The 12,924-nt window shown below is 46.7% G+C and carries 9 protein-coding genes and 1 pseudogene; 5 read left to right on the plus strand and 5 right to left on the minus strand.

Annotated features, from left to right (window positions below):
• Positions 1-7: 7 nt before the first annotated feature.
• The 4 genes and pseudogenes from L5L94_RS00125 (at position 8) to L5L94_RS00140 (ending at position 4,491) form a co-directional block, all read left to right on the plus strand.
• Positions 8-2,602: an FAD-binding protein gene (locus tag L5L94_RS00125; RefSeq protein ID WP_263160618.1), complete on the plus strand. Its 2,595-nt coding sequence runs from the start codon at positions 8-10 to the stop codon at positions 2,600-2,602.
• Positions 2,603-2,708: 106 nt separating this feature from the next.
• Positions 2,709-2,957 carry an EamA family transporter gene (locus L5L94_RS00130; protein WP_263160620.1) on the plus strand — a complete coding sequence of 83 codons (249 nt, stop codon included), beginning with the start codon at positions 2,709-2,711 and terminating at the stop codon, positions 2,955-2,957.
• A gap of 222 nt (positions 2,958-3,179) precedes the next feature.
• A pseudogene (locus L5L94_RS00135) lies at positions 3,180-3,848 on the plus strand (DMT family transporter); the annotation flags it as partial.
• Between the two features lie 118 nt (positions 3,849-3,966).
• A complete protein-coding gene (locus L5L94_RS00140) occupies positions 3,967-4,491 on the plus strand; it encodes a lipocalin family protein (RefSeq protein WP_106650068.1) in 525 nt (174 codons plus the stop codon).
• A 188-nt stretch (positions 4,492-4,679) separates the two neighbouring features.
• Here L5L94_RS00140 and L5L94_RS00145 read toward each other — a convergent pair whose 3' ends face one another.
• Positions 4,680-6,272, minus strand: coding sequence for an ABC-F family ATPase (locus L5L94_RS00145; RefSeq protein WP_263160625.1), 1,593 nt, complete (start codon positions 6,270-6,272; stop codon positions 4,680-4,682).
• 412 nt (positions 6,273-6,684) lie between these two features.
• Positions 6,685-8,919, minus strand: coding sequence for a heavy metal translocating P-type ATPase (locus tag L5L94_RS00150; protein ID WP_263160627.1), 2,235 nt, complete (start codon positions 8,917-8,919; stop codon positions 6,685-6,687).
• A gap of 155 nt (positions 8,920-9,074) precedes the next feature.
• On the opposite strand from L5L94_RS00150, the gene L5L94_RS00155 reads away from it, so the two are divergent.
• Positions 9,075-9,554 carry a Cu(I)-responsive transcriptional regulator gene (locus L5L94_RS00155; RefSeq protein ID WP_263160628.1) on the plus strand — a complete coding sequence of 160 codons (480 nt, stop codon included), beginning with the start codon at positions 9,075-9,077 and terminating at the stop codon, positions 9,552-9,554.
• 14 nt (positions 9,555-9,568) lie between these two features.
• Here the strand turns inward: L5L94_RS00155 and L5L94_RS00160 are convergent, their stop codons facing one another.
• The 3 genes from L5L94_RS00160 to L5L94_RS00170 all read right to left on the minus strand — a co-directional run bounded on the left by L5L94_RS00160 (position 9,569) and on the right by L5L94_RS00170 (position 12,912).
• On the minus strand, positions 9,569-11,617 hold the full coding sequence (locus L5L94_RS00160; protein WP_028760559.1) for an alpha/beta hydrolase family protein: 2,049 nt from the start codon (positions 11,615-11,617) through the stop codon (positions 9,569-9,571).
• 78 nt (positions 11,618-11,695) lie between these two features.
• Positions 11,696-11,938 carry a hypothetical protein gene (locus tag L5L94_RS00165; RefSeq protein ID WP_028760560.1) on the minus strand — a complete coding sequence of 81 codons (243 nt, stop codon included), beginning with the start codon at positions 11,936-11,938 and terminating at the stop codon, positions 11,696-11,698.
• 215 nt (positions 11,939-12,153) lie between these two features.
• Positions 12,154-12,912, minus strand: coding sequence for an SDR family oxidoreductase (locus L5L94_RS00170; protein ID WP_011846385.1), 759 nt, complete (start codon positions 12,910-12,912; stop codon positions 12,154-12,156).
• Between the last annotated feature and the right edge of the window lie 12 nt (positions 12,913-12,924).

A 12,924-nucleotide genomic window follows, 5' to 3' on the forward strand; every position in this document is an offset into this window, starting at 1 on the left:
CATGAATATGGACAAGCTTGAGGCATCAAGAAATATACGGGCAGTGATTGAAAAAAGCTTACCCGTGAGCACGTCACCCCTTGCCATATTCACTTACCAGTGTTGGTTGAAAACCAGCGCAGGTGGGCGTGTGTTCCATTATAAAACCGATCGAGAAGATACCTATTTCGCGGTGGATATTAATTCACTTGGGCATATTGAATGCGTGATTAATACCACCTTACTGCGGGTTGAAGCAATATCAACCTTAGGTGGACTCAACGATGGTCAGTGGCACTTATTGTCTATCTGCCATGAATACCATGAAATCAGTTGTTATGTGGATGGTGAAATTACCCATACACAACTCAATAACCTGTCACTGGTTGCCGACAATGAGTTTTTAATTGAAAACGTGTCTTTACCGAATCATCGCGATACACATTTCGATGGTGAAATATTTGGCATCACCTTGCTTAATCGATTATTAACCCGAACTGAAATCGTTGACTATTACCGTAATCCAGCGCAACAAAGATCGATTAGCGAAAATAACCTTTACATTTACCAGCATCAAGATGCACATAATATTCGTGGTGAAAACTTTATCCCACTTAAAAGACAAAAAGTGCTGCTGGTCATATTTAATGACACTGAATATCAATTCATAAAAACCACCGCGGATAGCAACGCCTATAATCAACAACTGCCTAAGATTATTCCGCCCCACGAACGCCGAGCCTATATTATTGAGTGTGACTATAACACTTGGCCTAATTTTAATTATGTCGTTAATTACGCGGCGAGCAATCAAGCGGATATCACTCTCAATATCGAAGTATTTAAATCGCTGACGGCCTATCGCTCGAACATTAAAGTGACCGTCGCGAATGAACTCGAACGGGATTGTTTGATTATTCAATCGACCGAAGAAGAATTAAGTGCTGAAGTGCGTATTAGTGAAAACTTAGTGATCACTCAAGCCAAAAACTTTGTTAATTTCATCAATGAAGTTAGCGCACACATTCCGGCCGATAATATTATTACCGGTGGCCATTATTATAGTGAGCAGCAACTCTCGGTCAGCACAGGTAAGCAAATGATTGCCTATCAACAGGCTTGCCAACTGTTCAACCGCAGGTTACAAAAAAAGCCACTGGCGATCATCAAATGCACGTCAACTGAAGAAGTCAAAATCGCCTATAAAGCGGCCATTGATTATAACTTGCCGATCAGCGTGCGCTCGGGTGGGAATGATCACGAAGGTGAAAGCACTGAAACGAATACCGTAGTGTTAGATCTGCTGAAGATGGATAGCCTCACTTTAGATCCCATCACAGGTATTGCGGCCATAGGCCCAGGCAATCGCTTTATCAATCTCACCACAGCGCTTGCCAAACAAGGCGTGATGATCCCCCATAGCACCTGTGGCAGTGTTGCCATAGCGGGATTTATTATGGGCGGCGGCTCAGGACCTTGGACCCGCAAACACGGCATGTGCTGCGAATCCCTATTACAGGCAGAAATCGTCCTCGGCATTGGTGAAACTCAAGTCGTCTCTGTTGCCAATAAACCTGAGTTACTCTGGGCGCTTAAGGGTGGTGGTGGGTTAAGTTATGGCATTGTGACCCGCTTTTTTGTGCAAACCTTTCCACTACCGCCTTGCCTTATCAAGTTTGAATTAGAATGGAATTGCTACGATAAACAAACCCATGAACTTATTGAGCACACCCCAACTAAAGACATTTTACAGCGCTGGGAAGCCATCATAAATGCCGACAGCACTGGCTGTTTGATTGGCACTAATCTCAAGATTAATGCCAAACATTTACCCGTAGAACAACACAAAACACTCGACATAGACACTGACTCAATTACGCATAACTGCTTGATGTATGGTTTTTGGGAGGGCAATTCCGCCAGCCTAAACCACTTTATCCAGACACAATTTAATGAATTTGGCCTAGTCCCCAATGATATTCGCATCGAGGGTATGGGCGGACTCACCAAAGCCTACGGTGAAAACCTAATGCCCAGTTGGGAAAGGGAATCTTTTCATCATCTGCAAGCTGACTTACAAGGCATAAGCCGCTCACCTAATCCAGCGGATGTAGATGAACCCGCGCCCCATAAAGTCACCTCGCGCTTAGTGAATCAAACGGGCCTGAGGGACGGTTATAAGCCACTGCTTGAAAGCTTAACCTCTCGCTATGTGCTTGAAGGCAATCGTCAATTGGGGCTATTTACCTATGTTACCCTTGGCGCCATTGCAGGTGATTATTATCGCACTATGGGCGAAGAGCAAAAGAGTCGCAGCGCCTTCCCCTACAAGGACAGACAATACACGATTCAATATCAAACTTGGTGGAATAACGCCCTGCAAGAGAAACAACAATTGCAGGATAGCCAAGTGGTTACCCGCATTAATCGTGCACTCGATTGGATTGATGCCAGCCGAAATAATGACATCCCCAACACCTCGGGCGCTTTTATCAGTTTCAAAGATAAGGCCATCCCTACAGATGTGTACTTTGACCACAATTACGCTGCGTTAAAACGGATTAAGGCGGCCTACAGCCAAGATAGCTTTAACCATTTCCGCTCACGTAAAAGCATTATCTAAGTTAATACATCGGCATAGCCTAGGGTGAGTTTTTAAGGCAAAATCGACGCCGTCCACAGGACGGTGTCGCCCCTTAACTCTCTGTTCACTCTGTTGTAGGTTATCTATGCCAAGCTCAACTTTAGCTATCATTTTTGCCCTATTGGCGGCCATTCTTATGGGTACAATCGGTGTATTAGCGCGCTTTGCCGCCCTGCCCGCCGAACACATTACCTTCTACCGCTTACTGCTCGGTGCCCTATTTCTATTGGCTTATATGCTGCTCACAGGTAAAGGCCATCAGATTCGCCATAAACCCAGCAAACGCAACTTATACCCAAACAACCTCAAGATGCAGGATTCAGCGGAAATTTAACGCACTTTAGGCAAGGCGGTTATTTGCGGACCTAGTGGACTAAGTTAAAAATAACCAACACAGCATAAAGTGCGTTAAAAACCGCCGGGACGGAGCGCCTAGGGCACTCCACTTCCGTGTTGCATCAATTCAAAAGGTAGCCGACATTCTGTCATTGATGCGCCTTGAATTGAAGCACCCTAGGCGCTCTGAAACTCGTATCTTGAGGTAGCTTGGGTATATAACGGCGCTATGCTCGCGGGTTTTATGGCGTTTTACATTGAAGCCATTCAGTACACCCAAATGGCCAATGTGATCATGATTATTTACTTAGCCCCTGTGGTGTCGGCTATTTTCGCCCATTATTTCTTTGCCGAGAAACTCACCCGCTTAAGCATGGCAAGCGTGGTAGTCGCGCTGATGGGCTTTATGTTAATGATCCCAACAGGGCCGCAGCAAGCGAGCAATCACACTGAATTATTAGGCTATTTTTATTCCCTACTCGCCTTATTAACCTACAGTGGGTTTATGTTAATCAACCGAAAACTGAGCCTGAGTTCGCCCTATCAAAGCACTTTAGTGCAGCTTTGTGTCGGCGCTTTGTGCCTACTGCCCTTAGTGATAAATGCACCGCTGACGCCAAGTTTGCCGCAAATGGGCTGGTTAATTGCGATTGGATTCTTCCCCGGATTTTTAGCTATTTTGCTGGCGGTAAAAGCCCTACGCCAATTGCCAGCAGTCACCTTTGGCACCCTCGCCTATGCGGAACCGGTTATCGTAGTGACGTTAGCATGGTGGATATTTGGTGAAACCTTGAGTCCCATGCAATTAAGCGGTGTCGGCTTGATTATTCTGGCCGGCATTAGCCAAGGCTTTATCAGTCAGCGCAAAGTATTGATTACGAGCGGCTAACCAACAACCTTTGCCAAGTAGCTGAAATAATGTGAAGAAAATAGTGTACGCTCGATAGAGGATTGATTGAACATTGCACTTAAGACGTGCGACTAAGACTTAAGATCAGGAGGTCAAATTGAGAAAGTTACTGTTAGTCATTAGTATATTTTTGCTCAGCGGTTGCTTAGGCATGCCTAAACTGGTTCAACCCGTGAATGATTTTGAGCTAAATAAATACTTAGGTAAATGGTACGAAATTGCACGATTAGATCATTCATTCGAAAGAGGCTTAAGCCAAGTTAGCGCAGAATACAGCCTGAAAGAGGATGGCGGTGTTAGGGTCATTAACCGTGGATTTTCAGCGGCTAAAAACGAATGGAAAGAAGCCGAAGGAAAGGCCTATTTTGTGAATGGGGACTCAGAAGGCTATTTGAAAGTCTCCTTCTTTGGGCCATTTTATGGATCGTATGTGGTCTTCGAATTAGATCATGAAAACTATCAATACGCTTTTATATCGGGACCAGACACGGGTTATTTGTGGCTATTGGCTAAAACCCCGACTGTGCCACCCGAGGTACTGCAAAAGTTTGTTGAAATGTCTAAAGCCCGCGGCTTTGATACCGACAATTTGATTTATGTGCAGCAAGAGTCAGCACCCTAACGAGTGCCACCAATGCACTAAAATCGAGTGCGCGAAAGCTAATCGCTAGATAAAAAGACAGCAAATGGATACAAAAACGCCGCAATACATTGCGGCGTTTTTATTGATGCTGCATTTAGCTGCACTGTATTTAAATGCATGTATTTAAATGCATGTATTTACACATGCAGCTAAATGAGCGAATAACCTTAGACTTCAATGCCTTTGCTGGCAAGGAACTCATCGTAAGTGCCTCTGAAGTCATTCACACCTGTGTGAGTCACTTCGAGGATACGGTTTGCCAGAGACGATACGAATGCACGGTCATGACTCACGAAAATCAAGGTCCCTTCGTACATTTCCAGCGCGTTGTTCAGTGATTCAATCGATTCCATATCCATGTGGTTGGTCGGTTCGTCGAGCACTAAAATGTTGGCTTTTTGCATGATGAGCTTGCCGAATAACATACGACCTTTCTCACCACCAGACAGCACTTTGACTGACTTTTTAATGTCGTCAGATCCAAATAACATACGGCCTAAGATGCCACGTACCGATTGGTCGTCATCTTCTGGCTTGCGCCATTGGCTCATCCACTCGAACAAGGTCATTTCGTTAGCGAAATCAGACTCATGATCCTGTGCATAATAACCAATGTTAGCGTTTTCAGACCATTGGATAGTACCTGCATCCTGCGGGATGTCATGGATCAGGGTACGTAACAGGGTTGTTTTACCGACGCCGTTTTCACCCAATACCGCAATGCGCTCGCCCACTTCAACAATCAAGTTTAAGTCTTTGAATAACGGAGTGTCGTAGCCTTTAGTTAGGTTTTCAATCACTAAGGCATTACGGAACAATTTCTTCTCTTGCTCGAAACGAATGAAGGGGTTCACACGGCTAGAGGCTTTTACTTCATCTAACTTAATCTTGTCGATTTGACGGGCACGAGATGTGGCTTGTTTCGCTTTAGAAGCGTTAGCCGAGAAGCGTGCTACGAAGGTTTGCAGTTCAGAGATTTGGGCTTTTTTCTTCGCATTATCAGACAATAAACGCTCGCGAGCTTGAGTCGCTGCTTGCATGTATTCGTCGTAGTTACCTGGGTAAACGCGCAGTTCGCCGTAGTCTAAGTCAGCCATGTGCGTACAGACTGAGTTTAAGAAATATCTATCGTGCGAAATGATAACCATAGTACTGCTACGTTGGTTCAACATGTCTTGTAACCAACGGATAGTGTCGATGTCCAAGTTGTTGGTAGGTTCGTCAAGCAGCAGCACGTCTGGATCAGAGAACAGGGCTTGCGCTAATAGTACACGCAGTTTTAAACCCGGGGCGATTTCAGACATCAAACCAAAATGGCTGTCGATACCGATACCTACACCTAACAGCAATTCGCCAGCGCGAGATTCAGCGGTATAACCGTCCATCTCAGCAAAATCCATCTCTAGGTTGGCGACGGTAATGCCATCTTCTTCACTCATTTCGGGTAAAGAATAAATACGGTCACGTTCTTGCTTTACCTTCCACAGTTCGCGGTGGCCCATGATCACGGTATCGATCAGGTTGAATTCCTCATAACCGAACTGGTTCTGGCTTAATTTACCCAGACGCTCATTCACATCTAACGAGACGTTACCGCTGCTAGGGTCTAGATCACCACACAGGATCTTCATGAAGGTCGATTTACCACAGCCATTCGCGCCGATAAGACCGTAACGGTTACCACCGCCAAATTTAACTGAGATGTTTTCAAACAGTGGCTTAGCGCCGAACTGCATGGTGATATTTGCTGTTGTGATCAAAATGAACTTCCAAATCGAGTAATGTTGGCCGAGCCCGCTGGCGCCGCTTTAAATAAGCATAAACCAAATAACGCTATGCCGAAGGGGTAAAAATAAACGTGGCACTATAGCAGTTTGGGCTAAATTATCAACTACCAAGGCGGATCAAAAGCCAGAGGGAATGCCGAAATCACCACACTATGCCTGTATGAGAAGCGTAATTGATTTTACCCTATTGGCTTAGCTTTCAATGTATTCGAACAGAATGACAATCGGATGACCCTTAGCGTCGCAAAGCTTGGCGATGCTAAAGGACTATCTGCTTAGGGGCTATCTGCTAAAGACTTATGTGGTAAGTGTTAATGTGGACATAGCCCAGAGTTAGCTCAAGATACCCGTTTCAACATTTTAAGTTAGCTTAGGTATCGACAACTTATAACTTCTGCCGTCTTAAGCGGTTGGCGTTCGTGACGACAGTAAGTGAAGACAAAGCCATGGCTGCACCCGCAATCACAGGGCTTAATAACATGCCCGTAAGTGGATAAAGCACGCCCGCCGCAACCGGAATACCCAAACTGTTATACACAAAGGCGCCGAACAGATTCTGCTTAATATTGGTAATCGTCGCCCGCGACAATGCCAATAAGTTAGCAATCACTATCAATTGCTGCGACAACAAGGTGATATCCGCACTTTCAATCGCCACCTCAGTGCCCGATCCCATCGCGATCCCCACATCCGCGCTCATTAGAGCTGGCGCATCATTAATGCCATCCCCAACCATAGCCACCACATGCCCTTGCTTTTGTAAATCCAGCACATGTTGTTGTTTTTGCTCGGGCAGTACGCCGGCAATCACTTCGGTGATGCCCACTTGGTCGGCCACCGCCTGCGCCGTTTGTGGGTTATCCCCCGTTAACAACACCACGCGAATACCCCTTTGCAGCATGGCCGCGATGGCTTCTTTGGCATCGGGTTTAATCGGATCAGCCAGCGCGATAGTGGCCACTAACTTGCCCGCTTTAGCGACATAAATCGGGGTTTTACCTTGGTTCGCAAAACTTAATGTCGCGTTAGGATCTAAGGCACTGCCATCGGAATTGACAATATTCAATGCCGTCATCAAGGCGAGATTACCAATCGCCAGCGATACGCCATCGACCTTGCCCTCAATCCCCTTACCTTGATGGTTCGTAAATGCCTGTGTGTCGGGCAATTGCGTCAGTGATTCCTTGGCATAACTGACAATCGCCCCCGCTAACGGATGCTCAGAGTGCTGCTCAAGGCTTGCAATTTCGCCCAGCAAGGTTTCTTTGTCGGCATCACTCAATGTTTGTACTAATACAAAGTCAGTAACTTGCGGCTTACCTAAGGTGACAGTGCCGGTTTTATCCAGCACCACACAATCAACTTTACTGGCGGTTTGCAGTGCCTCGCCATTTTTAACTAACACGCCCATTTGGGCTGCGCGGCCAACGGCCACCATGATAGACATAGGCGTAGCCAGCCCCAGCGCACAGGGACACGCTATGATAAGCACACTCGTCAGCACCACTAACGCATGGCTTAAGGCGGGCGCTGGACCTGCAAAATACCAAATAGCCGCTGCCAACAGCGCTATCGCGACCACAGTCGGGACAAATACCGCTGAGATTCTGTCAGCCAATCGACCTATGGGTAATTTCGAGGTTTGCGCTTGCTGCACCAGTGCGATGATTTTGGCGAGTTTGGTATCTTCTTGCCCCGCCGTTACTCGATAAACTAGGCTGCCATTGCCGTTGACTGTGCCCGCACTCACACTGTCGCCGCGATTTTTAAGCACGGGAATAGGCTCACCTGTGAGCATGGCTTCATCAAGTAGGGATTGTCCTGTTTCGACCTCACCATCAAGGGCAACTCTGTCTCCGGGGCGCAAACGCAGCTTATCGCCCAGTTTCAACTGACTTATCTCAACCTTTTCATCCCCCTTATCCGTAATACGAATCGCAGTAGTGGATTGCAACCCGAGCAGTCGCTGCACCGCTTCGCTGGTTTTGCCCCGCGCTTTGAGTTCGAGTCCATGACCTAAGTTAATCAAACCTAGAATCATCACACTCGCCTCAAAGTACACATGGCGGGTATCCATAGGGAATGCGCTAGGCATAATGACTACCAACATGGAATAGGCCCACGCGGTACTGGTGCCCAGCACAATCAACGTATCCATGTTGGTGGTTTTGGCTTTGAGCGCCCGCCACATACCTTGATAAAAATGGCCGCCTGTGGTGATGAGTAAAGCCAAAGTGACCAGTCCCATGATGCCCCAGCCTAGCTGCAGATTTGGGCTGTTGATCATCATTTCACCGCCCAGTAATCCCCACAGCATCATGGGCACACCCACAACGAGCGCAGCAATAGCTTGGCGCATCCGCAATCGATACTCGGCGGCATCTTCAAGGCGTTTTTCTTCGGCGGCGACTTTAGCATCAATAACGACCTGCGCCGGATAACCCGCATTTGCCATCACAGCCAAGGCGGTATCAACGCTCATCTTGCCTTCTACCGTCACTTGCTTATCGGCGAGATTAACACGCGCTTCAACGCCCGCTTGGGCGGTAAACGCCTTTTCAATTTTTGCGACGCAGCCAGCGCAATTCATATTGGCAACATAGAGTCTGGTCATAGACATGGGAGATCCCTCACTTGATGTTTCACACTATAGGTCTAAGATAAAGTCTCCCATCACTGGAGAGTCAAGGATGAATTTGCTCAATGTGATCACATCGACAATTAATTGCAGGGCGAAATGGGTGATACCAATCAGTTGGAAAAATAGAGGTCAAAATGAAGATAGGTGAAGTGGCGAAACAAACGGGCTTAAGTGTTAAGAGTATCCGTTATTACCATGATATTGGCTTAGTGTGCGGCGAGCGCAATGAGGCGGGTTATCGAGTTTATCGCCATCAAGATATTGAAGCACTTAAGTTTGTGCATCAATGTCGCGACTTAGGTTTTAGCCTAGAGGATTGCAAATCCTTGCTTGGTCTTAAGGGTAATGAAAGCCGTAATGCCGAGGACGTTAAGCAGCTTACCCAAACGCACCTTGCCTATGTCGAGCAGCAAATCAATAAGCTACAGCAGCTTAGGGCGCAATTACAGCACATGGTGACCCAATGCCAAGGCGGCGATCAGCCCCACTGCGCCATTATCGACAGCCTAAGTCACGAGACTCATGGCAGCCTCGAAAATCACAAGAGCCAGCAAAATGCTGGCTCTGAGTGTTGCGGTAAAGCCAATCGCAATAGCGATGGCCAAGATCAATAACGGTAAATACCACGTTATTGACTTCTCACTATAGTTGGCTTTAGCGCTGCGGCGTTATCCAGTACCAGTGTTGCAAGCTTACCCGCAGGGGTAAAGTTAAACACTTGCCCATAAAATGCCAGCTCAGTTTCTAATCCTGCGGCCTTGTGCTCAGGTTTCCAACCGCCGTGGGGTTCATCCTGATAAGCGATATAAGCCGTGGGTACGCCTCTCACTTTCAACGCCTCATAAATCTGCCGCGACTGCTGTGGTGGCACGATTTGGTCACGTAATCCTTGAAAAATTAATAAAGGCTCATTCAATCCTTCAAGGTGATGCAGGGGCGACAGTTCCCTATAGCGGGCTTGATTTTCACCATAGGGGCCGATGAGCAGATCTAAGTAGCCAGTCTCGAATTTATGGGTACTCTTGGCGAGCTGTTCAAAGTCACTTATCCCCGCATAGCTCACCCCCGCTTGAAATACATCATAAAATGCCAATGACGACATCACAGTTAACCCACCAGCGCTAACACCTCGAATAGCCAGCTTTTGTCCATCAACCCAGCCCTTATCGACTAAATAACGGGCCGCATTGACCGCATCCTCCACATCAACTTGGCCCCATTTTCCGTAGATACTTTGACGATAAGCACGGCCAAAACCACTGCTACCACGGAAATTAACATCGAGAACCGCAAAGCCTCGGCTGGTCCAAAATTGAATGTCACTGCGATAAGCCAGACTCGCACGCGCCGTAGGACCGCCGTGTAACATTACAATCAAGGGCGGACGGGTATCATTAGGCGCAGTATAGTTGGGGTTAACCGGACCATAAAAATAACCGTAAGCTTGCTGGTTAGCACCTGTTTTAAAAGTAATATTTTTAGCACGGGAGATATAATTGGGATTAAGTTTTGGTAAGTTAGGGGTATACACCAACTCAGTACCACGACCGATCACTTTATAAATGCCCTTCTCTGGCGTCGCCTTAGCGCCGACAAAATAAACAGCATCTTCCCCTCGGATCACTTGGGTGATTTCACCAAAGTCGACGGCCAAAGATTCGGTCAGGCCTGAATCTAGATGCAGTCTAATTAAAACGGCCTGACTACCAAGCATATAACTGGCAATAATCGTTTTTTCGGATTCAAAGGCATAGTTATGATTGCCTAAATACCAATCAGCCACCGCAAACTCGGCCTTTTTCTTTAGCACTGGGTCTAAGGTATTTTGTGCCGTGACTCGATAGATATTCCACCAGTTACTGATATCCGATACGACATACAATTGTCCATCGGGGCTAAATAACGGCTGCGACACCGAAGAATCTGCGGGCGTGTTTACCTTACGAATATTGTGTAATTGCCCTTTACGGTCTAGATCCCCAAGCCAGAGCACACTATTATCCCATGGCATATAGGGATGTTCCCACGTGATCCACGCCAGTTGGCTGTTATCGGGCGAGATGGCTGGCGAAGAAATAAAGTCATGGCCCGAAACAAAGGTATCGCCTTCACCGGCAAAATTAAGATTAATGGTAACAAGACTCGCCTTAGGCTCACCCGCTTGACGATGATCTTCGCGCACACAGATAATCCTCGACCCTTTGGGGTAAGCAATACAATCTGCATGGCGAGTACCATTTGGCGTTAAAGGCAAAGGGGGTTGATTAGGGGCAAAACGATAAAACAGTTGGTCCTGTGCCTTAGTGGCAAACAGACTCTGACCAATCCCCAAAAAGGCGGCACCACCGTATTCATGAACGGCGGATTTAACATTAAACGCAGGCGGCACTATGTCGGTAATTTTTCCCCGTTGGTCGAGGCGTTTAATGCCGACTTGGCCTTGTTTTTCACCATCAGATTCAGAGAAATAAATAGCACCATCAACACTTTGCAACTCAGCCACATTATCGGCCTGCTCAAAAACTTCAGTCGCCGATAGTGGAGACTGCCAACTACCATAGGGCGCAACTATGCGCGCGCCATTATCACTAAGATGCGGCGTCTCTTTGTTCGAGCGCTCGCAAGCACCTAAACAAAATAAGCCCCCCAGCATCCATAAATATCCATGTAGCTTCATTGTTTCTCCCCAATGTTTGCCAACTGCACAAACCGAAACAAAATATGAACTTGCAGAAATGAGTTATGTGTAAATTAGTTATTTTTTAAATTTTTTTAAGAACCAATTTACCACTTGCACTTGTTGTACTTGCGTTAAACCAAAATAAATACACACCCAAGGTGAGATAAGAAAAAACCATGGGATCACGGCCACAGAGCGGCCACTAAAGAGCAGAAAAAAGAAACCGCAATAAATCACAACCAACCCTAAGATACCCACGATCAACATCATGCGCTTAGTGATTTTCTCAAGCCAGTGGGCTTTTTCCTGCCAAGACATCCGGATTTCAAGCTCCATTACATGTGATCAACATGTTTGTAAAGTTATGTAAAAAAACGGGAGAGCGATTGTTGAAGGTTAACAACTAAATGTCAACTCCAACAGTGAAATCTAAATAAATCCGAAAGCTAGAGCATAAGAACCATTATCTTTATTTAACCTATAAAAAAACCGAGCCTAAGCTCGGTTTTTATAAAAATCAATAAGATATCGCTCTAAAGACGGATACCACCATCGATTTCAAACACACGACCGTTAACATAATCGTTTTCAATAATAAAACGTACGGTAGAAGCTATCTCGTCGGCATGACCTAAGCGGCCAACAGGCACGAGTTTCTCTAAACGCTCCAACGCTTCTGGCTTCATTGCCGCCGTCATCTCGGTCGCAATCACACCAGGTGCCACGGCTGCACTACGGATATTGTAGCGCGCTAACTCCTTCGCCCAGCCAACAGACATAGCCGCAACACCCGCTTTTGAGGCCGCGTAATTTGATTGGCCCATATTACCCGCCTTAGCAAGGCTAGAGATGTTAACAATCACCCCCGCTTGACCCGATTCAATCATAGCCGCTGCGGCCTCACGGCCACAGAGGAAACTGCCGGTCAGGTTCACATTGATCACCGATTGGAATTGCTCGTAAGACATACGATCAGTGACTTTGCCGTCTTTGGCTTTGACTAACATGCCATCACGCAGAATACCGGCGTTGTTCACTAACACGTTCACTTGACCAAAATCTTCGAGAATATAGGCAAAACCCGCGACGACATCTTCTTCGTCGGTAATGTCTAAGGCATAACCTTGAACTTCAGTGTCCGATCCAAGCTCAGCGCAGGCTCGCTCGAGTTTTTCTTGGTCCACATCGATAAGCGCTATCTTAGCACCCGCCTGCGCAAAATTTTGCGCCATTGCTAAGCCTAAGCCACCCGCGCCGCCAGTAATGACGACAACCTTATCTTTTAAATCCATCTGGTGATCCCT

This window comes from Shewanella sp. SM21, assembly GCF_025654335.1.
Classification (GTDB): domain Bacteria; phylum Pseudomonadota; class Gammaproteobacteria; order Enterobacterales; family Shewanellaceae; genus Shewanella; species Shewanella oncorhynchi.